The organism is Ureibacillus chungkukjangi, from assembly GCF_003217295.1.
Lineage (GTDB): Bacteria > Bacillota > Bacilli > Bacillales_A > Planococcaceae > Ureibacillus > Ureibacillus chungkukjangi.
This window is the reverse complement of the sequence record NZ_QJTJ01000019.1, coordinates 18,263-42,479: the sequence shown is the minus strand read 5'-3', so window position 1 is coordinate 42,479 and position 24,217 is coordinate 18,263. Positions and strand designations below refer to the sequence as shown.

The window sequence follows — 24,217 nt, the reverse complement described above, 5'->3', positions numbered from 1 at the left end:
AAAGTATTGATGTGATGATGGAGGAATAACATGAACGAAATCGAAAAACGAATTGCCGAGCTAAATAAACTGCTTCATGAGTATGGGCATGCTTACTACGTAATGGATAAACCACTTGTGTCAGATGCTGTCTATGATCAGCTTTTACATGAATTAATCGCTCTTGAAAAAGAGAATCCATCATTGATTTATCCTGATTCTCCGACAACTCGTGTTGGGGGCGCTCCACTTGGAGGCTTTAAAAAGGTAACCCATACTTATCCGATGCTCAGTTTATCGAATGCATTTGGTGAAGAGGATCTAAGAGATTTCGACCGAAAAATTCGCCAAGCAATCGGTGATGACTTTTCATATGTTTGTGAGCTGAAAATTGATGGGTTAGCCATTTCCCTGCGCTATGAAAACGGTGTGTTTGTACAAGGTGCTACGCGTGGAGACGGGACTGTTGGTGAGGACATCACGGCTAACCTAAAAACAATCCGTGCTATTCCTCTTCGTTTAAAGGAACCGGTAACAATCGAAGTGCGCGGTGAAGCTTACATGCCTAAAAAATCCTTTGAAGCATTGAATCAAGCCCGTAGAGAAAAGGGTGAAGAGCTTTTTGCCAACCCGCGTAACGCGGCTGCAGGCTCACTTCGTCAGCTTGATCCCAAAATTGCTGCCAGCCGAAATCTATCAACGTTTATTTACTCGATTGGTGGAGATGGTGAAGCATATGGAATTGATTCGCATGCGGAAATGCTAGATTATTTAGAGACATTAGGCTTCCCATCAAATAAAGAGCGTGAGTTTTGTGAAACAATTGAGGACGTACTGTCGTTTATAAATAAGTGGACAGATAATCGCCCTAGCCTTCCTTATGAGATTGATGGAATTGTCGTAAAGGTAAATCGCTATGCCCACCAAGATGAGCTAGGATATACGGCAAAAAGTCCTCGTTGGGCAATTGCTTACAAATTTCCTGCAGAAGAGGTTGTTACAACAATTACAGGAATCGAGTTAACAGTAGGACGTACAGGAGTGATTACGCCAACCGCTATTTTAAATCCTGTACAAGTAGCTGGAACAACTGTAGGAAGAGCTTCACTTCATAATGAAGACTTAATTCGTGAAAAGGATATTCGAATTGGAGATACGGTTATTATTCATAAAGCAGGTGATATTATCCCAGAGGTTGTAGGGGTAATCCTTGAACAACGACCTGAAGAATCTATTCCTTTTGAAATGCCGACCAATTGTATTGCATGTGGAAGCGAATTAGTACGTATTGAAGGAGAAGTAGCCTTACGCTGTGTAAATCCTACTTGCCCTGCACAAATCGCAGAGGGAATTAAGCATTTCGTTTCGCGTAATGCTATGAATATCGATGGACTTGGCGAAAAGGTAGTAGAACAGCTCCTTCGAGCAGAGTATATTCGTGATGTTGCTGACCTTTATCATCTAGAAAAGGAGCAGCTTGTAAAACTTGAACGTATGGGTGAGAAATCCGCTACCAATTTAGTAGAAGCCATTGAACGTTCAAAAGAAAATTCAGTAGAGCGTTTGCTATTTGGTTTAGGAATTCGTCATGTTGGAGAAAAGGCTGCAAAACTTTTAGCGGAACAATTTGAATCGATGGATGCTCTAATGCTCGCAAAAGAGGAAGATGTCACTGAAGTTCATGAAATTGGAGATAAAATGGCTGATTCCATCGTTACTTATTTTACTAGTGATGAAGTGAAAGAGTTAATCGAACGACTAAAAGCTGCTGGCGTCAATATGCTGTACAAAGGGAAAAAAGTACAGGTTGAAGCAGGCGAAAATCCATTTGCAGGCAAGACAATTGTTTTAACAGGTAAATTATCACAATTGACACGTAATGAAGCAAAGGCGAAAATAGAAGAGTTGGGCGGAACCGTTACAGGTAGTGTTAGTAAGAAAACAGACCTTGTAATTGCAGGCGAGGATGCCGGTTCAAAGCTAACAAAAGCAACAGAACTAGGTATCGAAGTTTGGGACGAAGACCGCCTAGTTGAACAATTACAACAGTAAAGGAGTTTCAAACGATGAACCGATTTCGCTGGATTCCGGCGGTGGTCGTTGTTGCAATGCTAGCAGGTTGTGTGCCTTCCTTTAAAGAAGATACAGAAGTGTTAAAAGATACAGATGAAACTGAAAGCGTAATTGAAACGACAATCATCCCAAGTATGCAATTGAATGATAATTATTATAGAACGCTAGTACCTTATAAGGAAAGTGCTAGCCGTGGATTAGTCGTGTCAAATTTATATACAAAATATGACATTAAAGAAGTAGAAGAAGGTTTAATGCGACTTTCACAAAACGTATATGATACAGATAACTATTACTTCCAGGAAGGTCAGTATTTAGATACGGATACGGTTAAAAACTGGCTTGCAAGAAGTAATCAAAATCAAGATCAATCAGAAGAGCTACGAGGGTTAAATCCTCCTGATGTGGATGCAAATGGAACAGCATTAGATCCTGTAACAAGAGCACAAGAAGCACCGATCTATTTGGCTCACGTGATTGAACAAAATTATCTAGTTAAAACAGATGATAATAAAGTAAAGCTTGGTGGGATATCCATCGGTCTAGCCTTAAATTCAATTTATTACTACCAAAAAGAGCAATACGGCGATACATTTGAAGAACCAATTCCGGATACAGAGCTTGAACAAAAGGGCAAAGAGATTGCTGAACAAGTAATTTCGAGACTTCGTCAACGTCCAGAGCTTCAAGATGTACCAATTGTGATTGGTCTATTTAAACAGGCAGCTAATAACTCAATCGTTCCTGGAAGTTATTTTTCATTTAGCGTTTCGGACAAAGGTCAAAATGCTTTAGGAGATTGGCAGGGTATTAACGAGAAGTATGTGACCTTCCCAATGTCTTCACCAGAAGCACTCTATCGTGATGTAAATGACAGCTTCCTGAAGTTTAAGCAGGATATCGATGAATACTTCTCAAATTATACGAGTGTAATTGGTAGGGGCTTCTATCAAAACAATACGCTTCGTAAGCTATCGATCGAAGTGCCAATCCAATTTTACGGAACGACCGAAATCATTGGATTTACGCAGTATATATCAGGTGTCATCATGCAACATCTACCTGTTGATGTAGATATCGAAGTAAGCATCACATCCATTAATGGAGCGGAAGCATTAATCATAAAAGAACGAAACGAACAAGAACCCTTCGTTCATATCTACGACTACTAAAAAAGTGTAGCCCAACGCGGCTACACTTTTTTTGTGGTGAATTGTTTGTGTGCCAGGTACGTGGATAATTCGGAATATTCGAAATGTAATATGTACCTGGCACACAAACAGCACACAAACAATTTCAAATTCATATGTTTGAATTTATGGAAGATAAGGCGATAATAGAGTTTGATTCAATGTATTAAAATGGCAGAGTGAATTAATTATTTCCTATTGTGACGGACATTGACAGATAACTTCGGGATTTATCAAATTTCATGATTTATTTCACTGATATGATATTAAATGGAGTATTTGGATATCGGTATAAGAAAAGCCTGATTTCGCTATAATTGGCGAAAATCGTGTTTTTCTAAAACTAAAAATGGTACAATTAATGATTATTGCCACGTAGAGATTATCGGAGGTGTAAAGTTATGGCGAAATTATCAAAAGAAGAAGTAAAACACGTAGCACATTTAGCTCGTCTTGCTATTACTGATGAAGAGGCGGAAAAATTTGCAGACCAATTAGGGAAAATTACTGACTTCGCACAAACATTAAATGAGCTGGATACTACTAATGTGGAACCAACATCACACGTTTTACCTATCGTTAATGTAATGCGTGAAGACGTTGCACAAAAAGGTCTAGACCGTGAAGTAATGATGCAAAACGTTAAAGAACAAGTAGATGGTCAAGTAAAAGTACCAGCAATCTTAGAAGACTAATATAAGAGCAAAGGGAGGTAGCCTCATGACGTTATTCAAACTTTCATCAAAAGAATTACAAGAAGGCTTACATAACGGCGAATTTAAGATCGCTGATTTAACGAACGAAGCATTTGCTCGTATCGAAAACCTAGATAACGATGTACAAGCTTTCTTAGCTTTAAATAAAGAAAAAGCAACGGAACAAGCTGCTCAAATGGATCAAGTGCCATTCGAACAACGTGGTCCATTATTTGGTTTACCAATCGGTGTAAAAGACAATATTGTAACAGAAGGACTTGAAACAACTTGTGCTTCTAAAATTTTAGAGGGCTTTATGCCAATCTATGATGCAACTGTAGTTAAAAAACTACGTGAAGCAGGCATGGTAACGGTTGGAAAGCTTAACATGGATGAATTCGCTATGGGTTCTTCAAACGAGAACTCTGCATATAAAACAACTAAAAACCCTTGGAACCTAAATCATGTACCAGGTGGATCTTCAGGTGCATCTGCAGCTTCAGTGGCAGCAGGAGAAGTACCATTCTCATTAGGCTCTGATACTGGTGGTTCAATTCGCCAGCCAGCAGCTTATTGTGGTGTTGTAGGAATGAAGCCTACTTATGGTCGTGTATCTCGTTTTGGATTAGTAGCATTCGCTTCTTCGCTAGACCAGATCGGACCAATTACACGCAACGTCTATGATAATGCACTTCTTTTAGAAGCAATCGCTGGTGTAGACCCTAGCGACTCAACTTCAGCAGACGTACCGGTACCTAACTATGCATCGAAGCTAAATGGCGACATTAAAGGCTTACGTATTGCAGTACCAAAAGAATACCTTGGTGAAGGTGTTAAAGAAGAGGTTAAAAATTCAGTATTACAAGCCCTTGAAGTACTAAAAGGCTTAGGTGCTACGGTTGATGAAGTATCACTACCTCATTCTAAATACGCTTTAGCAGCTTACTATATTCTTTCTTCTTCTGAAGCTTCATCAAACCTTTCTCGTTTTGACGGTATCCGTTATGGCTTCCGTGCTGAAAACGTGAAGAACTTAATGGAGCTTTATAAAGAAACACGAGCACAGGGCTTTGGTGACGAAGTGAAACGTCGTATTATGCTAGGAACTTACTCATTAAGTGCTGGTACTTATGATGCTTACTACAAAAAAGCACAACAAGCACGTACTCTAATCAAACAAGATTATGATAAAGTGTTTGAAAACTATGATGTTATTATTGGACCAACTGCACCAACAGCAGCGTTCGAAATTGGCGCAAATATTGATGATCCAATGACGATGTATGCAAACGACATCTTAACGATTCCGATTAACCTTGCTGGCGTTCCTGCGATTTCAATTCCATGTGGATTTGATAATGGACTTCCATTAGGCTTACAAATTATCGGCAAACATTTTGACGAGGAAACAATCTATCGCACTGCTTACGCTTATGAGCAAGCAACAGATTTCAATACTCAAACTCCTCAAATTTGGGAGGGTAAATAATTATGAACTTTGAAACAGTTATTGGTTTAGAGGTACACGTTGAGTTAAAAACAAATTCTAAAATATTCTCTCCAGCACCAAACCATTTCGGTGCAGAGCCAAATACAAACACTACAGTAATCGACCTTGGTTACCCAGGTGTATTACCTGTATTGAATAAAAACGTTGTAGATTATGCTATGAAGGCTGCTCTTGCACTTAACATGGATATCAACCAACAAACAAAATTTGACCGTAAAAACTATTTCTATCCTGACAATCCGAAAGCATATCAAATCTCGCAATTTGATAAACCAATCGGTGAAAATGGCTGGATTGAAATTGAAATCGAAGGTACAGATGGTCAACCAGGCTATACGAAAAAGATCGGTATTACTCGTCTTCATATGGAAGAAGATGCTGGTAAACTAACGCATGGCGATGGCTATTCATTAGTAGACTTTAACCGTCAGGGAACGCCACTTGTGGAAATCGTATCTGAGCCAGATATCCGCACAGCAGCAGAGGCATATGCATATCTTGAAAAATTAAAAGCAATTATTCAATATACAGGTGTTTCTGATGTACGTATGGAAGAGGGGTCACTTCGTTGTGATGCCAATATTTCGATTCGTCCTTATGGTCAAGAAGAATTCGGTACAAAAGCCGAGCTTAAAAATTTAAACTCATTCAACTTTGTACGAAAAGGTATCGAGCATGAAGAAGTTCGCCAAGCAGAAGTATTAATGTCTGGTGGCGAAATCCAGCAAGAAACTCGTCGTTTTGATGAGAAAACGGGTAAAACAATCTTAATGCGTGTTAAAGAAGGAACAGATGATTACCGTTACTTCCCAGAGCCAGACTTAGTGGACCTTAATATCGATGATGAATGGTTAGAAAGAGTTAGAGCTTCTATTCCTGAGCTTCCAGATGCTCGTAAAAAACGCTATGTTGAAGAACTTGGCTTAAATAACTACGATGCAAGCGTTCTTGTTGTTAACAAAGTCATTTCAGATTTCTTTGATGAAATGGTAGCACTTGGAGCAGACTCAAAGCTTTCTGCTAACTGGTTAATGGGTGACGTGTCAGCGTACTTAAACGCAGAACAAAAAGAGCTTGCTGATACACCATTAACACCTGAAAACTTAAGCGGTATGGTGAAGTTAATTGCAGATGGAACGATTTCATCTAAAATCGCGAAAAAAGTATTCACTGAGCTTGTGAAAAATGGTGGAGATGCTAACGAAATCGTAAAAGCAAAAGGATTAGTTCAAATCTCTGATGCATCTGTTTTACTTGGTTTAGTTACAGAAGTTCTTGATGCAAATGCTCAATCTATTGAAGACTTTAAAAACGGGAAAGACCGTGCGATAGGCTTCTTAGTAGGCCAAATCATGAAGGCTTCAAAAGGACAAGCAAACCCACCAATGGTGAACAAAATCTTGCTTGAAGAAATCAATAAAAGATAGAATCAATTACCGTTCTAAATAAGCCTCTATGAGCTAAAAAGTGAATTTAGCTTATAGGGGCTTTTCTCCGGTTACAAACAGAAAAATTGTATTTCTATAAAATCCAATGCAAAATGGAATTATTAAGGAAAAGGAGGTTCATTTATGAAAACTGAACAACAATATTTTGAAGAATCATTGACAATGGCTGAATACATGGAGCAAATGACGACTAAATTAAAGGAACCTAGCTTTAAGGTTTATGAAAGCTTCAACGTCAATTCAGAAGATGAAGTCATTCAATTATTACAAGCAAAAAAACCACATATTTTAGCAATAACTGAAGACTGGTGTGGGGATGCTATGTTAAACAACCCAGTAATCCGCAAAATTGCAGAAGCAGCTGAATTAGAAATTCGTTGTGCATTCCGTGATGCAGATACGGATTTAATCGATCGCTATTTAACGAATGGTGGACGAGCAATTCCAATTTATCTATTCTTGAACGATCAAGGTGAAGTAATTGCGAAATGGGGGCCTCGTGCACCAGAATTACAGCAGCTTGTAATGGAAATGCGTGCTGAGCTTCCAGAAAAAGACGACCCTTCATTTGAACAAAAACAAAAAGAGTTGTATACTAACTTGCAGGTGAAATTTGTAAAAGACCCACAATGTGCTACTTGGGTTTACGAAGATGTAAAGACGGTCATTTCGAAAGCGTTATTATAATATAGAGTTAGGTGAAGTTCTCTTCAATTTCAAAAATATTTTCTGCGATTGAAGGGAACCTTTTTACGCCTAAATATGTTTTTACATAATAAAAGGTATAGGATGGAAAAAATATGAGAAGAGCGAGAATCATTTATAATCCGACATCGGGGAGAGAGCTGTTTCGAAAGAATTTGCCTGAGGTATTAGAAAAACTTGAAATAGCAGGCTATGAAACATCTTGTCATGCAACAACCTGTGAAGGGGACGCGCGAGTAGCTGCTGCCCATGCTGTAGAACGTGGTTTTGATATTATTATTGCTGCTGGCGGTGACGGTACATTAAATGAAGTTGTAGCTGGAATGAGCCCTTATGAAAAGAGGCCAAAGTTAGGCATCGTACCAATGGGAACAACAAATGATTTTGCCCGAGCAATCCGAGTTCCTAGAAAAATTGACGAAGCAATCGATATTATTGTTAAAGGCGACACAATTCCAGTTGATGTTGGATTAATAAATGATGACCGCTACTTCATCAATATTGCTGCAGGTGGTCGCATTACTGAGTTAACTTACGAAGTACCAAGCAAAATGAAAACGATACTGGGACAGCTTGCCTACTACTTAAAGGGTATCGAGATGATCCCATCCATTAAAGCGACAACAATGCGAATTGAATACGATGACGAGGTATTTGAAGGTGAAGCCATGATGTTCTTATGTGGTCTCACGAATTCAGTAGGTGGATTTGAAAAAATCGCCCCAGATGCAAGTATTAATGATGGTCTCTTCACAATGATGATTCTAAAAAAATGTAACATCGCAGATTTTATAAGAATCGCATCACTGGCTTTACGCGGAGAGCATCTAAATGATCCAAACTTAATCTACAAAAAGGCAAGTGTCGTTAAAGTTACATCAACAATCGACGAAGAAGAGATTCACATCAATCTAGATGGTGAATACGGAGGCGATGCACCTGTAACCTTTACCAACCTAAAAAGACATATCGATGTGTTCGTCCCATTAGAAGACATCCGAGATTTAGATCGAGTGGAATAAAATAACAAATCTAACCCATATAGCAGTTGAGCGGCTCGGCTCACTGTTGTATGGGTTTTTAATTTTTGAGGAAACACACCGGGGTATTATCGGATGGTATTGGATGAAACGCATTGAGAAGGTGGGGTTTGGAGGAGATGCATTTCATAAGGTGGATGAACTGCGTTAGGGTAGTGAATTTTTGATTGAGATGCGTTTCATAGAGTGGTTGAAACGTGTTGGGAAGTGAATTTTTGGTTGAGGTGCGTTTCATAGAGCGATGAAACGTGTTGGGAAGTGAATTTTTGATTGAGATCCGTTTCATGAGGTGGATGAACTGCATTAGGGTAGTGAATTTTGATTGAGATGCGTTTCATAGATCAGGTGAAACGTGTTGGGAAGTGAATTTTTGAATGAGGTGCGTTTCATAGAGCGGTTGAAACGTGTTGGGAAGTGAATTTTTGATTGAGATCCGTTTCATGAGGTGGATGAACTGCATTAGGGTAGTGAATTTTGATTGAGATGCGTTTCATAGATCAGGTGAAACGTGTTGGGAAGTGAATTTTTGAATGTAATGCGTTTCATAGGGTAGATGAAACGCTGTAAGAGAGAGTTTTTTCTACCATGTGGAGCGACTTACGTTCTGAATCGTAGTAAAGAGACTGGCTTTGCTACAATGTAAAGTGGTTTGCGTTCTGAATCGTAATAAAGTGACTGTTTTTGCTACCGTGTGGAGCGGTTTACCGCTTGAATCGGAGTAAAGAGGCTGGCTTTGCTACCATGTGGAGCGGCTTACGTTCTGAATCGTAGTAAAGAGAATGTTTTTGCTACCATGTGGAGCGACTTACGTTCTGAATCGTAGTAAAGAGACTGGCTTTGCTACCACGTAGAGTGGTTTGCATTCTGAATCGTAGTAAAGTGACTGGTTTTGCTCACAGTTGTATGTTTTTTCTTCAAACTAAAGTTATTTTGCGCCTGCCGTAAGCTTTCGGCGCAGAAAAAAATTCAACTCAATTACTGTTGAGTGTTATTAAGTTAATAAATTTTTTATAATAGAATTCAACTTTTCATTAAAAGTTATTTTGCGCCTGCCGCAAGCTTTCGGCGCAGAAAAAGAACTCAACTCAATTACTGTTGAGTGTTATTAAGTTAATGAATTTTTTATAATAGAATTCAACTTTTCATTAAAAGTTATTTTGCGCCTGCCGCAAGCTTTCGGCGCAGAAAAAGAATTCAACTGAATTTACTTTTGAGTGTTATTGAATCAATGAATTCTTTAGGAAAGAGTTCACTTTTCATTTGTTGATTTTTTGCGCCTGCCGCAAGCTTTCGGCGCAGAAAGAGAATTCAACTCAATTACTGTTGAGTGTTATTAAGTTAATAAATTTTTTATAATAGAATTCAACTTTTCATTAAAAGTTATTTTGCGCCTGCCGCAAGCTTTCGCCGCAGAAAAAGAATTCAACTGAATTTACTTTTAAGTGTTATTAAATCAATGAATTTTTTAGGAAAGAGTTCACTTTTCATTTGTTGATTTTTTGCGCCTGCCGCAAGCTTTCAGCGCAGAAAAAGAATTCAACTCAATTACTGCTGAGTGTTATTAAGTTAATAAATTTTTTATAATAGAATTCAACTTTTCATTAAAAGTTATTTTGCGCCTGCCGCAAGCTTTCGGCGCAGAAAATAAATCCAACTCAACTTACTGTTGAGTTGGATTTATTTTTGCTACAATAGAGTAACTGAAATGGAGGACGGAAGATGGTAGCACCAGTTAAGAAGAATGATCGTATGACGGTATATATAGAAGATTTGACGCATGATGGGAATGGCGTGGCGAAGGTTGATGGGTATCCTTTGTTTATTCAAGGGGCATTACCTGAGGAAACGGTTGAAGTTCATGTGCTAAAAACGTTAAAGAACTACGGTTTTGCGAAAATCGTAGATATTATAAAAGAATCACCTGACAGAGTGAAGGCGCCTTGTATTTATTTTGGTCAATGTGGAGGTTGCCAGGTTCAGCATTTGTCGTATGAAGGGCAATTGAAGTGGAAGGAAAGTATGGTTCGCAATGTGATGCAACGAATTGGCAAGATAGATGCGCCTGTACTGCCTGTAAAAGGGATGCAGGATCCTTGGAATTACCGAAACAAGTCTCAAATTCCATTTTCAATGACCGAAACCGGTCCTATTGCAGGCTTTTACAAATCTAAGTCACATGAAATTGTGGATATGGAACGTTGTTTAATTCAGGTGAGTGAAGCAGATACCATGATGGCTACCTTGAAAAAAGAGCTTATGGAAATCGGATTGCAGCCTTATAACGAAGCTTCTCATCAGGGAATGCTGCGCCATGTGGTTGTTCGTAAAGGTCGTGCAACTGAGGAAGTAATGGTAGTTCTCGTTACAAATAAACATAAATTCTCTCAAAAAGATGAGGCAATTGCATTAATTCAAAAGCTTATTCCGAATGTAACTTCGATTGTTCAAAACATTAACATCGAAAAAACAAATGTCATTCTTGGAAATGAAACAGTGACACTTTGGGGGAAAGATTTCATCGAGGATACGATTGGCGACGTTCGCTTTGAAATTTCAGCTCGATCGTTCTATCAAGTGAACCCAGTTCAAACAGAAGTTCTATACAAGCAGGCATTAGATTATGCGCAGTTGACGGGAAATGAAAGAGTAATTGATGCTTACTGTGGCATCGGAACAATTTCTTTATTCCTAGCACAAAAAGCAAAATCTGTTATGGGTGTTGAAATCGTTGAGCAAGCTATTGAAGATGCAAAACGCAATGCGGAAATCAACGGATTCACTAACACTTACTTTGAAGCTGGACCAGCAGAAGAAGTAATCCCACGCTGGTACGCAGATGGGAAAGAAGCAGACGTTCTAGTAGTCGATCCACCTCGCAAAGGATGCGACGAAGCATTGTTATCAACAATCATCGAGCAAAAGCCAAAACGTGTAGTGTATGTATCGTGTAACCCAGGAACATTAGCCCGTGATCTTCGCTTCCTAGAAGACGGCGGCTATAAAACAATGGAAATCCAACCGGTGGACATGTTCCCTCAAACAACGCATGTCGAGTGTGTTGCGAAGTTGATTTTAGAAGAAAACTGAAGCTTAATAAAATATATTGAAATTTGAGACTCGAATACGATTATTGTATTCGAGTTTTTTTAGTGGTAAAAATGCTTTTGTACGTTGAATTGTGAGTTTAATGGGATTAAAAGGTTTCGCTCTCATAGATTGGGAGGGAAGATTGAGAGCCAGGTTTGTAAAATAGAAGGGAAAATTTCGCTTATTTAAAAAATATAGTGAAAAATAGTCTAAATAGCCGAAGAAAATTCCCTTAACGTCTTGAAAAATGAGGAAATGAGTGATTTTTCTTATGATAAGCGGAAAATATTCCCTTATTTACCTTCAAAACGAGTTTTATTCTGCAAATAACCGGAAAAATTACGCTTATTTACTTTCGCTAGTTACATTGTTACATATTTAAAATTCATTAAGCTTATTGAAAAAGAAATGAGATGGAAGGGTATCATTCAATCTGTTTGTTATCTTCATAGAAAACCTTATTAAATGCTCGCATCCAACTTTGCTGCTGAAATTTTAGGAACGATAGAAGATAAACTCTGTCATTGTATCAGATTGGAACGGTTTGTTTGAGTTTTTCAAGATGAATGTTCGGTCTGAAATTCTTGTTATTCACTCTCAAGATCTTTCTGAATATTGTTTCGGTAGTTTATCTACCGTCAGGAAGTAAACTTACTCAGTAGTGAGTATGTTCATCTCTTATTAGCTTGGTTTCTTAAATATCGTTGGGATAGATTTTTAAAGAGCATTCCAGAAATTTTGAGGCTTTTAGGAGGCATTTATTTCGTAGCTATTTTAATGATTAAAGAGAATAAATTTCCATTTTACCTCACAATGAATTTTGCTGTCAACAAGAAATTTGTAAAATCTTCAGAAAAATGTTATAATAGTCTTACAATTGTTTTATTCAATCGTATTCGTAATTCCGGTGTATTGAATTATGGATACGTTTTTTTATATCCATTTTAATATCAAAGAATAATTTAAACAGTTGTGTGCACTTGAAACGAAGTTAGTGGAATGAAATTATCAATTTACTATCAAAGTAACCGAATTTCTATTCTACAAGGAGGATTTTAATAATGAATCTAATTAATAAGAAAGTAACACACAAGCGTTTTGGCATGGGGAGTATAGTTAAACAAAATGAGTCTAGTATTGAAATAAATTTCGCAACGGAAAATAAAAAGTTTATTTTTCCAGATGTATTTGGAAAGCACCTACAATTACATGACAAAAATGTTGCGGACTCACTTGAAAAAATTATACAAAAAAAGGAAGTTGAACTAAGGGAGGAAGAATGGAGGAAGAGAGAGGAAAAAAAGCTATATCAAAAAAATAGGGAACTTCGCTTGGAGCATGAAAAACTTATGAAAAATCATAAACTCCATCCAGAATCACAAATGGTTTTTTGGTGTGACACAGAAGAACAGATTAGTTCTTTTTCTGAGTGGAAAGTTTTTTCAGGTGTAATAAAGAGCGGTAATAATAAGGGGAATACAGTCAAACCCATCCGCTTGTACCAAAATAGCGCCGTCCTGTTAACCGAAATTGATTCAAGCGGGACTGAAAAAAACAGACGTATTTTAGGTGTCTATATGGTAAAAGAAGATTTTATTGGTAAGCTTTGTAAAGATGGAAATATTCCTGCCCATTCAAAATACAGACTCAAGCTTTCAGAACAGGAATCGGATCAGATGCTTTTTTGGAATTATTACGTAAATGAAAAATCCCCCCACAAAATGACATGGAATACAGGTAAACACCGTTATTTTGATAATTTAAGGATGGCTCAAATTTTAATCGATATAGTTGAGTTGAAAAGTGACCCAAAGGAACGAGAACTTGCACAACAATTTTTAAAACATTTTTGTAAAATGAATCAGATATCAGTCCAAGACATACCGAAGCCGGATGGAGCATTGATGCATATTTAGCTATTAACATAAAAATTAATATGAAACATTCGAATCCAACCTATTGCATATTTTGCTATTTAAAAATAAAGACCATAAAATTTAGAACTTAACTCCGCCCCATATTGTTCTACCAAATGCAGGCTAGATACTGTGGAAGAGTTATAATTTGAATAGAAAAGCAGTTGTTATAGGCAAAAATCTATATCATCTGCTTTTTTGTTTAAAAAAATACCATTCAGAGCAGATTTTCGTTAAAATAAAGATTGCCGAATTTCGCAGCTTAGTTTTTTCGTAAATGATTTAAGTTTAAATAGAGTAAAACAATTGGTTTGGTATTTTTGGCAGATGGTTTAAAGTTTTCACCATAGTGAGAGGATTTGAGTTAGAAATGATAGATAATTTTTGGCGTGACTTGCCACGACCGTTTTTTGTACTTGCACCAATGGAGGATGTGACGGATGTTGTTTTTCGTCATGTAGTTAGTGCGGCCGGTCGACCAGATGTATTTTTTACAGAGTTTACAAACTCGGATAGTTATTGTCATCCAGAAGGCATGAAAAGTGTTCGTGGCCGGTTGACTTTTACAGAAGATGAGCAGCCAATGGTGGCGCATATTTGGGGAGATAATCCTGAATATTTTCGTCAAATGAGTATTGGTATGGCAGAGCTTGGCTTTAAGGGTGTTGATATCAATATGGGATGTCCTGTGCCGAATGTTGCCTCTAGAGGGAAGGGCAGTGGTCTTATTCTACATCCAGAGACTGCAGCAGAACTTATTCAAGCGGCAAAAGCGGGTGGACTTCCTGTCAGCGTGAAAACAAGACTGGGCTTTTATGAAGTTAGTGAGTGGGAAGAGTGGCTAACACATATCTTAAAGCAGGATATTGCAAACCTTTCTATTCATTTACGTACAAGAAAAGAAATGAGCCAAGTCGATGCCCATTGGGAGCTGATTCCTGAGATTAAAAAGCTTCGTGATCGTATTGCGCCCGATACGCTTCTAACAATCAATGGGGATATACCTGACCGTAAAACTGGGCTTGAGCTTGTTGAAAAGTATGGTGTTGATGGCGTTATGATTGGACGAGGTATTTTTAAAAATCCTTTTGCCTTTGAAAAGGAACCAAGAGAGCATAGCCCTGAAGAATACCTTGATCTTTTGAGATTGCAGCTTGATCTTCAAGATCAATATGCAGAAGAAGTGCCTCGTTCAATCTCTGGCCTTCATCGCTTTTTCAAAATTTATGTCAAAGGATTCCGTGGAGCTGGTGAATTAAGAAACCAATTGATGAACACGAAATCTACAGATGAAGTGCGAGCATTGCTCGATAATTTTAGAAAAGATGTAGATGAGACAGGAACAGTAGAATAACTTTTTTGCAAAATAGAATGGCTAGTATGGCAGTGGTTTCGAACTGACTCCTACTAGTCATTTTTTTTTGTAAATATAGTAAGAATATTCGAAACTTATACCGAAATATTCCGTCAATTAATGGGGAAACAATATGTTCAAGGGGGAATGGAATTGGTCGGTTTATTTAATCTCGGAAGTCTTATCTTAGGCTTGGTTGCTTGGATACTTCCGATTATAAATTTATTGAGGTACCAAAAGCATGAGAATAAAAATTGGTTTATTTTATCTATTGTGAGTGTTACTGCCTGTGCTTTTTCACTGAGTCTTCAAATTTTTTATAACTATCATTTAGTGAAAATTGAAGATTGGGCGGCGTTAATGGACACTACAGGTGGTGTAGTAATGGCAACCATAGTACTTCTTTTTTCTACAGTTATTTTAAACGCAGTAACCTTAATGGTATATCGTAATCGAATGGTTTAGTATACGGATATTAACTGGGAGGATAAAAAATACGTAAGCTATAATGCATTTACTAGTTATGGTAAAATTTAAAATAGGGAAAATGTTGGGAGTGATGGAGGGATGGACCTAGTTTTATTAAGTCTTGCTGGTTTGGGAGTACTTTATCTCATTATTTCATTTGCAGTTCGATTTGGCATTGATTCATCAAAGCAGGTGAGATCCTTGAGGAAAGAGCTGCACGAAATCAAAAAACAGCTAAAGGATATAGAAAGCTCTACAAAAGAGTAAATTACATAATGACAAACATGTGTACATCTCGTTTAGGATTTACGCATTTTTTATTTTAAAATAAAGTCCCAATTATATAAGGATTATTCAAAAGAAGGTATTCGGTTTGTGGAATACCTTCTTTTCGCGTTTGAAGGGTGTGTTTTTAAAGGAATAAAAAAATCATTAAAAGCCAATATAACCTTTAAGTAACGGAAAAATAAAATTATAGGGAGAGTGACTATGAGGAAATTTTTACGAATGACAATTGGTTTCATGTTAGTGCTTGGCTTATGTATAAGTGGAACGATTAGTACTAATGCTCAAGTGCAATCTGTTCCGAATGCAGGTGTGTTTATCAATGGAAAGGTTGTCAGTGGTATAAATCCGATTATTGAAAATGGTGTGTATTACTTACCATTTATAGATTTAGCTAAAATTTTAAATTACAATAGCATCAAGTTTGAAGAAAAAACAAAGACCTACGAAATAACGGATGGTTCTACGGTTATACGAATAACGATGGGTGGAACAAGAGCTAAAAAGGGAAATGAATATATAAATGTTGAGCCTCCACGATGGATTAATGAAACACCGTATGTTTCACTTCATACTGGTGGTGCGATATTTAACTCCTATATTACTTTTAAGAAAGAAAATGGTTCGATTCAAATTCAAAATCCAGCAACAAAATATATCGTGCATACAGGAGATACGCTATTTAACATTGCTCGCATTCACCATATTACGGTTGATGAGCTGAAAAAAGCAAACAATCTAACGACAAATATCATCCATGATGGACAAGTCTTAAATTTACCAAGCCCAGATGCATCTAAAGGGGAAATGGAGCCTGTAAAAGAGAAGGAGCCAGTCAAAAATGATAGCAAAGATACGGTTGCACAGCAAATAGCGTCAATTCTGGCAGATGCCAAGAAATACATTGGTGCAAAATACAAGTATGGTGCTACATTAGCAGAAGCGCCAAATATGTTTGACTGTTCTTCTTACACGCAGTATGTCTTTGGAAATTCCGGTATTCAGCTTCCGAGGGTTTCAAGAGATCAAGCTAGTAAGGGTGTATCAGTTGCGACGTCTAATCTAAAAGCTGGAGATTTAATGTTCTTCACTATGAAGGACACTTATACGGACGGACGTGTAGCCCATGTTGGTATTTATATGGGAGATGGTAGTATGATTCATGCTTCTACGTCGAAGGGTGTTATGATTTCGACGAATGTTTTACAAAATCCTTATTGGTCTAAGAACTATCTATTCTCTAAACGTGTGGTTCAATAATTAATTACAGGGAAGGGTAATAGCTCTTTCCTGTTTTTTTATATTGGTAAAAAAAATTGGATTACTCATTTTCTAAAGTTCTTCTAAGGGATTTTAGAATAATTTTTTGTAAAGGTGTCAGTCCGAGATGATTGATGCTTTTTTAGTTGAAATTATTTTTAAAGGGTATTTAAATCAGGAGGAAAAAATTAGCTGGCTTAAAGAAGGAGGAAATGACAAGAATAGAAAAACAATTAAATTGAAATAGATGAAGACATATGATAATCTTATAAGGATATATGTACTTTTATTCCAAAAAGGTAATATATTCCCTATTATTATTTTATATTATATTTATAAATTAGTCAACCATAAAGTTTGAAAAGGAGTGTTTGCTTTGAATTCGGAATTTCAGCAGGAGCAACAACGAGTTGACAGTGTGATGCAAACAATTGCAAATCAAATTCGTAACCTGGAAGAAGAGACATCTCGTAGACGGGATGAAGTGGTGAATATTCGCAGGCACTTTTGGGATGAAGTTAAGGTAAATACCGATACTTTCGATGATTATCTTGAAACAGTTATTGGATTGAGACAAGAAGCGCAAAATCTCTCCGTAACTCAGAGTACGCATAGACATGCTTCTAAGAGGCTATCAACACTGCAACGAATGCAGGAAATTCCTTATTTCGGTAGGATTGATCTCATCGAAGAAGGGCTATCAACACAGGAGCAAATATTTATAGGGATTTCTTCACTGACAGATGAAAGTGGCGATAATTTTCTTATTTATGACTGGAGAGCTCCGATTTCAAGTGTCTATTACGATTACCAGCCTGGGCCAATTCAATATAAAACCCCTGGTGGCATCGTTCGAGGTGACCTGAAGAAAAAGTGGCAATATCTTATTCGCGGTGGAGTTCTTCAATCCATGTTCGATACTAGTCTCACTATTGGAGATGAGATATTACAGCAAGTTCTGGGCAAGGGCTCTGACAAACATATGCATAATATAGTTGCAACAATTCAGCAAGAGCAAAACCAAATTATTCGTCATGATAGTGGGAAACTACTTGTTGTTCATGGAGCAGCTGGAAGTGGAAAAACATCGGCAGCACTCCAAAGAATTGCTTATTTACTCTATAAATATCGAGATACTCTAAAGGCCGATCAAATCATTTTATTTTCGCCGAATTCATTATTTAACAGCTATGTGTCAAATGTGCTGCCAGAGCTTGGTGAAGAGAATATGCAGCAGGTGACTTTTCAGGATTATTTGAATCAGCGATTGAGTAAGGATTTTAAAGTAGAAAATCCCTTCGAGCAGCTAGAGTATATTTTAACTGCAGAGCATTCAAGTCTATACAAAGCTAGGGTAAAAGGCATCCAATTCAAAGCATCTGTTACTTTTTTTGAGGCAATTGATGCCTATAGACAATCGCTAGAGCAATCGGGGATGTTATTCAAGGATATTGTATTTAGAGGGATGTCTATTGTGAGTGGTGAGAAAATTGCCTCCAGATTTTATAATACAGACACCTCACTCCGCTTCCATAACAGACTGGAAAAGCTAAAGGATTGGTTAATTCAGCAAATAAATGCTGCTGAAAAAGGAGAATTGCATAAACAATGGGTGCAGGAAGAAATTGAACTTCTTAGTAATGAAGAATATGAAAAGGCCCGTATCCACTTAGCTAAAAAACGAGGGTTTAAAAAAGAAGAAATAGCTGATTACGAGGTTGAGCCTGAAGCACTTGCAAAATTGATTGTTCGACAAAAATTTAAACCTATAAGAAATAGAGTGCAGGCATATCATTTCGTAGACATTAAGGGAATATATAAAAATCTTTTTGCTAATCCATTGCAAATAAAACAATTTATAGCAGAAGAAGTACCAGCAAAATGGGAAGAAATTTGCCGAGCTACAATAGAGCAATTGGAAAAGGGACGGCTTTCTTATGAAGATGCAACGCCCTATTTACTTATCAAAGAACTCATTCAAGGATTTCAAGCGAACCGTGCGATTAAACAAATACTGGTTGATGAGGCACAGGATTATTCACCATTTCAATTTGAGTTTTTAAAACGACTGTTTCCTTCTGCGAGGGTGACAGTGCTAGGTGATTTTAATCAGGCAATATTCGCCCATGCCAGTCAATCGATTGATTTTCAAACGTTATCAGGTATCTATGGAGAAGACGAAACAGAAGTGATTAACATGACTCGCAGCTATCGATCCACAAAGCCGATTATTGAATTTACGCGTAGGCTTGTCCCAAATGGAGCTAACATTATTCCTTTTGAGCGTGAAGGAGAGAAGCCTGTTCTGACACAAGTATCCAGCCACCCAGAATTACACAGCTGTATTGCTTTTAAGGTAGAGGCTTTGCGAAAGCTTCAATATAATAGTATAGCAATAATATGTAAATCAGCGGAGGAAAGTGAACGGGCATATGAGGCCTTATCTGATATTGAAAATATTAAGCTTTTGAAAAGTGGCTCTTTTGAATACGAGCAGGGTGTTGTTATAATCCCATCCTATTTATCCAAAGGAATTGAATTCGATGCTGTCATTATTTATGATGCATCAGAGGAAATATATGGTGACGAAAGCTTACGTCGAGTTTTCTACACAGCATGTACTAGAGCAATGCACTATTTACAGCTTTATAGTATTGGTGAACCGAGTGAATTTATGGAAAAGGCTTTAACAGAAGGCTTTATTGATGCTTAAAGCAAGAGATTTACTGAATTTAATCAAATAGAAAGCAAAAAGGAACCTAAATTGGTTCCTTTTTTGCATTATGGACTTGATATAGAAAGGCCAAAGGTAAGCTCGATAAAAATATTAATCTAGTATTGTCACTTTTAGTTGTTTAACCCCAAAATTAATCGCTTCTTGTTTTGATGGAATGAAGACATCGATTTTGTTACCTTTAATGCCGCCACCAGTGTCACCTGCAATTGCTTCACCATAGCCTTCAACAAAAACTTTACTTCCCAATGGAATAACAGTTGGGTCTACAGAAATCACTTTTGCATCAGGGTTTTCCAAAAGGTTTATTCCAGTAGAGGTAATGCCTGTACATCCCTCACAAGAAGCAGTATAAGCTGTAGCTTCGACCATAATTTCCTTTGCACCTTCAGTTTGGGCTGGAGCAGAAGATTCGGGAGCACTTTCTTTTACAGCTTCATTATTTGATACTGGCGCAGTTGCTTCACCTGTAGGTTGTGTAGTACTTGATACTGGAGCAGCTGTCTTAGGTGCATCATCGGAATTGTTTGTTGCTGGAACTGACTCTTTAGACTTTTGAGCAGGAGCAGCTACAGTTGAAGTTCCTTTAACAGCAGAAGCCTTTGCTCCTACATAGATTACTAGATTTAATCCAGGGTGAATAAGATCAGTCTGTAAATTATTCCAGTCTTTTATTTGAGAAACAGTTACATCATGCTCAATAGCGATATCCCATAAAGTGTCGCCGAGTTTAACTGTATGTTGTTTTTCTTTTGCAATCGTTAATAAATCCCCAGGGTAAATAAGGTCACTTGTGAGATGATTCACTGTTTGGATAGTCTCGACAGTTGTATTATTCTCACGTGCTAACCCCCAAAGAGTATCTCCCTTTTCTACGGTAATAGTTGATGCCTGTGCAGTCGCACCTACAGTTAAGAGTGCAGCTACTGGTACAATCGTTATGATTTTTTTAAACAATTATCCATCCTCCAAATTCTAGGTTGCTATTTTCGAGGATAATCGTAACATAGAATTTTTCGAGAAAAAGAACAAGCAGGTGTTAATTCGTTTACACAAATGGCAATTAGATTGCAGGAATGTTTCTTGGGTTAAACTGAATGCGGGGAAGCAATGAGGAGAAAAAATAAGTAAGTATGCTTTCATTTTAAATAGGAAGTAATTATATAAACTAATGGAAAACCTTTAGATTGTTTGAGATAATTGTTAAAAGATGGAATGTTAGGAGTGTATTAAATGCAAAGATTTGAAATGAATTTTAAAAATCCTGTTGTCAGGGTATGGTTTTATACAGTATTTCCGACCATTTTTATTGCAATTCTTTTATTATTAATACTTCCGGTTGAGTATCATAATAGCATCATCTTATTTAAAGCATTCGTTATTGTTGTGTTCTGGATATGGTATTTATTTAATAAGAAGAAAAGAGTAACACATTAAGGAAATAATATATATATATAATAGCTGCTTAACAAAAGGATTGAATTCGTTCTTTAGACGGATTCGATTTTTTTTTATGAAAAATCGTCAGCTAATGTGAAACTTTTAAGGGCATGTAAACGTTATGTTAATAATGTAAATGGTCATCTGTGAAAAGGATGAAAAACTAATGTGTATAAAGCCTATATATGTTTAGAGTCTTGAAATCTAGCCTATACTTGCATTTGTATAAATGTTAGTAGTAATAAGCCTTTGAATCTAAGTGGAAGTGAGAAGGAATTATAGTAAAATAATTTATTGCGATTTAATTATTAGACTACGCTCAAAGAAAACATAGGTTTTATCGGCTGCTTTATAGGATGATTTATCTATTTTGTATTAGGTCGATAGTGTGGAAAATAGTAATCTAGCTTGGTTAGGGTCTTGACAGAAGTATGTTGCAAGATGTAATGTAAGTAAGTTCTAGAAAAAGTTCTAGATGAAAAATAAATTATCTTATAATTTAACGATATAATCTTCAAATGTAAAACTTAAATGTTGTTTTTTAGAATAATAATTTAAGTACTATATTTTAGTCTATTAGAATAATAGGAAGGTGGAAAAATGAAAGAATTAAATCTTAAAAATAACAACTTTTTAAATAAATTTTTTGGACTTTATTCATTAGCAGTTATCATGCTATGGATTAAAACATATATAACGCAAGTAACGCAGTTTAACTTGGGGGTTGAAGGACCACTTCAACAATTCCTATTATTTATAAATCCTTTAGGCTCAGCAATGTTATTCCTTGGTCTAGCATTTTTATTTAGAGGAAAAGGACGATATGTATCACTAGTAGTGATTTACATCCTTATGTCCATCCTTTTATATGCAAACGCAGTTTATTACCGATTCTTCAGTGACTTTATTACATTGCCAACGATTCTTCAAACGCAAAACTTTGGAGATTTAGGTGGTAGCGTCGTTTCATTGCTGCAGCCTTATGATGTTTTATTCTTTGTAGATGTATTGGTATTAATTTTCTTATGTACTACTAAAAAGCTGCAAAAAGATACAACAAGAATGGGCTATAAAAAAGCTCTTGCAATGATTGCTTTTATCATTGGACTATCTGCAGTGAATTTAGAATTAGCTAATACTGATCGCCCAGAATTATTAACTCGTGGTTTTGATAGAAGTTATATTGTGAAGTATTTAGGAATGTATAACTACACTCTTTATGATGCTACTGAAACAGTTAAGGCTTCTTCACAAAGGGTTTTAGCTGATAATGATGATATGACTGAGGTTATTAACTATACAAAATCCAACTATGCAGAACCAAATCAGGATTATTTTGGTGCTGCAAAAGGTAAGAATGTTATCTATATTCACTTAGAGTCATTCCAAACCTTTTTAGTTGATTACAAGCTAAATGGTGAAGAGGTTACGCCGTTTATCAATTCGTTAACAAAAGATTCAAGCTCACTTTACTTTGATAACTTCTTCCATCAAACAGCTCAAGGTAAAACTTCAGACGCTGAATTTATGCTAGAAAACTCTTTATTTGGTTTGCCACAGGGATCTGCTTTTATTACAAAAGGTCAGAATACTTACCAAGCGGCACCTGCAATTTTAAGTGATAATGGGTACACATCTGCTGTATTCCATGGTAATAACGGTACTTTCTGGAACCGTAACAAGATCTATAAAGGCTTCGGCTATGAGCATTTCTTTGATACAAAATATTATGATACAAGCAACGAAATTGATATGGCTGAATACGGTTTACTGGACAAGCCTTTCTTTGAACAATCAGTACCATTGCTAGAAACATTACCTCAACCGTTCTATACGAAATTCATTACGGTTGGGCATCACTATCCATATAAAATCAATCAAGATTTAACAACGATTGGTAAAGCGGATACTGGAGATTCAAGTGTGGATGATTACTTCCAAACAGCTCGTTATGCTGATGAAGCGATCGAACAGTTCTTTGCTGATTTAAAAGAAAAAGGCTTATATGAAAACAGTGTGTTTGTTCTTTATGGAGACCATTATGGTATTTCTGCAAATCATAACAAAGCTATGTCTAAACTTTTAGGAAAAGAAATTAATTCTTACGAAAGTACAAACTTACAACGCGTACCTTTAATCATTCACGTTCCAGGAATGGAAGGCGGAGTGAATCATACTTTCGGAGGTCAAATTGATCTTCTTCCAACTTTATTACACTTACTTGGCGTTGATACACATAATTATGTTCAGTTTGGTACTGATTTATTATCAAAAGAGCATAATGAAGTAGTTCAGTTTAGAAACGGGGACTTTGTTAGTCCAACTATCTATTCTATTAACAACAAATATTATGATGCTAAAACGGGCTTACCACTTGATGAAAGCCTATTAGAATTAGCGGATGAATACAAAAAAGAAGTCGATTATAAATTGCAGCTGTCTGATCAGGTGGTTAATGGAGACCTATTGAGATTCTATACACCAGCTGACTTTACTAAAGTCGATCCATCTCAGTACAATTACAATCAAGACTTAACAAAAGTAAAAGAAACTATTAATGTTGTTGAATAAGGAATTTAAATAATGGGGTAGGATATGACAAATTGTTTGTTATATCCTGCCTCTTTTATAAATGATTCTAAAATTACTCACACCCCAAGCTCATTCTAGTATATAAAAATGAAAATTAACCAAACTACCTTCAAAAGTATGTGGAGGGATTACATGGCGGAGCAGCAAAAGCCAGATAACAGACTGAATAATGTCGAACGTTTACATGACATGATTGAAAATACGCAAAGTAAGCTAAAGGAAGCTGAAATTAGTATGGAGTTTGCAAGTCCAGAAGAACGACAAATGCTTCAAGGTAAAAATGAAAAGCGAAAACAATCAATTCAGGCAATGGAAGAAGAAATGCAGAATGAAATCGAAGCTCGAAAAAATAAAGAAATTTAGAAAAGGCACTCTTTTTGGAGTGTCTTTTTTTATGAAAACACCAAGTTAATCTAATTTTAAAGGGAATTGTAGTGTTAA

General features: G+C 36.7%; 18 protein-coding genes. 17 read left to right on the top strand and 1 reads right to left on the bottom strand.

Annotated features, from left to right (window positions below; translation table 11 throughout):
- The first annotated feature begins 30 nt into the window (after positions 1–30).
- The 14 genes from ligA to helD all read left to right on the top strand — a co-directional run bounded on the left by ligA (position 31) and on the right by helD (position 19,723).
- The gene (gene ligA / locus BJ095_RS13140; protein ID WP_107935887.1) at positions 31–2,031 is read left to right on the top strand and encodes an NAD-dependent DNA ligase LigA; all 2,001 of its coding nucleotides are present in this window, start codon (positions 31–33) and stop codon (positions 2,029–2,031) included.
- Between the two features lie 14 nt (positions 2,032–2,045).
- Positions 2,046–3,224, top strand: a complete 1,179-nt coding sequence (locus tag BJ095_RS13135) for a CamS family sex pheromone protein (protein WP_107935884.1) — start codon at positions 2,046–2,048, stop codon at positions 3,222–3,224.
- Between the two features lie 419 nt (positions 3,225–3,643).
- On the top strand, positions 3,644–3,937 hold the full coding sequence (gene gatC / locus BJ095_RS13130; protein ID WP_107935882.1) for an Asp-tRNA(Asn)/Glu-tRNA(Gln) amidotransferase subunit GatC: 294 nt from the start codon (positions 3,644–3,646) through the stop codon (positions 3,935–3,937).
- Between the two features lie 25 nt (positions 3,938–3,962).
- Complete coding sequence (gene gatA / locus BJ095_RS13125) at positions 3,963–5,426, top strand: Asp-tRNA(Asn)/Glu-tRNA(Gln) amidotransferase subunit GatA (RefSeq protein WP_107935880.1); 1,464 nt, start codon at positions 3,963–3,965, stop codon at positions 5,424–5,426.
- A 2-nt stretch (positions 5,427–5,428) separates the two neighbouring features.
- Positions 5,429–6,874, top strand: a complete 1,446-nt coding sequence (gatB, locus tag BJ095_RS13120) for an Asp-tRNA(Asn)/Glu-tRNA(Gln) amidotransferase subunit GatB (RefSeq protein ID WP_107935878.1) — start codon at positions 5,429–5,431, stop codon at positions 6,872–6,874.
- A gap of 144 nt (positions 6,875–7,018) precedes the next feature.
- Positions 7,019–7,582: a thioredoxin family protein gene (locus BJ095_RS13115; RefSeq protein WP_107935876.1), complete on the top strand. Its 564-nt coding sequence runs from the start codon at positions 7,019–7,021 to the stop codon at positions 7,580–7,582.
- A 113-nt stretch (positions 7,583–7,695) separates the two neighbouring features.
- Positions 7,696–8,622, top strand: coding sequence for a diacylglycerol kinase (locus BJ095_RS13110; protein WP_107935874.1), 927 nt, complete (start codon positions 7,696–7,698; stop codon positions 8,620–8,622).
- A 1,737-nt stretch (positions 8,623–10,359) separates the two neighbouring features.
- Entirely contained in the window at positions 10,360–11,727 is a 1,368-nt protein-coding gene (gene rlmD, locus BJ095_RS13105) for a 23S rRNA (uracil(1939)-C(5))-methyltransferase RlmD (protein ID WP_107935872.1), read from the top strand.
- Positions 11,728–12,788: 1,061 nt separating this feature from the next.
- Entirely contained in the window at positions 12,789–13,643 is an 855-nt protein-coding gene (locus BJ095_RS13100) for a malate synthase (protein WP_107935870.1), read from the top strand.
- 370 nt (positions 13,644–14,013) lie between these two features.
- Positions 14,014–14,997, top strand: a complete 984-nt coding sequence (locus tag BJ095_RS13095; RefSeq protein ID WP_107935868.1) for a tRNA dihydrouridine synthase — start codon at positions 14,014–14,016, stop codon at positions 14,995–14,997.
- Positions 14,998–15,150: 153 nt separating this feature from the next.
- Positions 15,151–15,462: a hypothetical protein gene (locus BJ095_RS13090; RefSeq protein WP_107935866.1), complete on the top strand. Its 312-nt coding sequence runs from the start codon at positions 15,151–15,153 to the stop codon at positions 15,460–15,462.
- A gap of 102 nt (positions 15,463–15,564) precedes the next feature.
- Positions 15,565–15,732 carry a hypothetical protein gene (locus tag BJ095_RS19090; protein ID WP_181418069.1) on the top strand — a complete coding sequence of 56 codons (168 nt, stop codon included), beginning with the start codon at positions 15,565–15,567 and terminating at the stop codon, positions 15,730–15,732.
- 222 nt (positions 15,733–15,954) lie between these two features.
- Positions 15,955–17,010: a LysM peptidoglycan-binding domain-containing C40 family peptidase gene (locus tag BJ095_RS13085; RefSeq protein WP_107935864.1), complete on the top strand. Its 1,056-nt coding sequence runs from the start codon at positions 15,955–15,957 to the stop codon at positions 17,008–17,010.
- Positions 17,011–17,386: 376 nt separating this feature from the next.
- Positions 17,387–19,723, top strand: coding sequence for an RNA polymerase recycling motor HelD (gene helD / locus BJ095_RS13080; RefSeq protein ID WP_107935862.1), 2,337 nt, complete (start codon positions 17,387–17,389; stop codon positions 19,721–19,723).
- Between the two features lie 114 nt (positions 19,724–19,837).
- Here helD and BJ095_RS13075 read toward each other — a convergent pair whose 3' ends face one another.
- The gene (locus BJ095_RS13075; protein ID WP_107935859.1) at positions 19,838–20,701 is read right to left on the bottom strand and encodes a LysM peptidoglycan-binding and 3D domain-containing protein; all 864 of its coding nucleotides are present in this window, start codon (positions 20,699–20,701) and stop codon (positions 19,838–19,840) included.
- Positions 20,702–20,977: 276 nt separating this feature from the next.
- On the opposite strand from BJ095_RS13075, the gene BJ095_RS13070 reads away from it, so the two are divergent.
- The 3 genes from BJ095_RS13070 (at position 20,978) to BJ095_RS13060 (ending at position 24,139) form a co-directional block, all read left to right on the top strand.
- Positions 20,978–21,181, top strand: a complete 204-nt coding sequence (locus BJ095_RS13070) for a hypothetical protein (protein ID WP_107935857.1) — start codon at positions 20,978–20,980, stop codon at positions 21,179–21,181.
- A 603-nt stretch (positions 21,182–21,784) separates the two neighbouring features.
- The gene (locus BJ095_RS13065; RefSeq protein WP_107935855.1) at positions 21,785–23,755 is read left to right on the top strand and encodes an LTA synthase family protein; all 1,971 of its coding nucleotides are present in this window, start codon (positions 21,785–21,787) and stop codon (positions 23,753–23,755) included.
- Positions 23,756–23,908: 153 nt separating this feature from the next.
- Positions 23,909–24,139 (top strand): small acid-soluble spore protein Tlp, encoded by a 231-nt coding sequence (locus BJ095_RS13060; protein ID WP_107935853.1) that lies wholly within the window; start codon positions 23,909–23,911, stop codon positions 24,137–24,139.
- Positions 24,140–24,217: the final 78 nt, after the last annotated feature.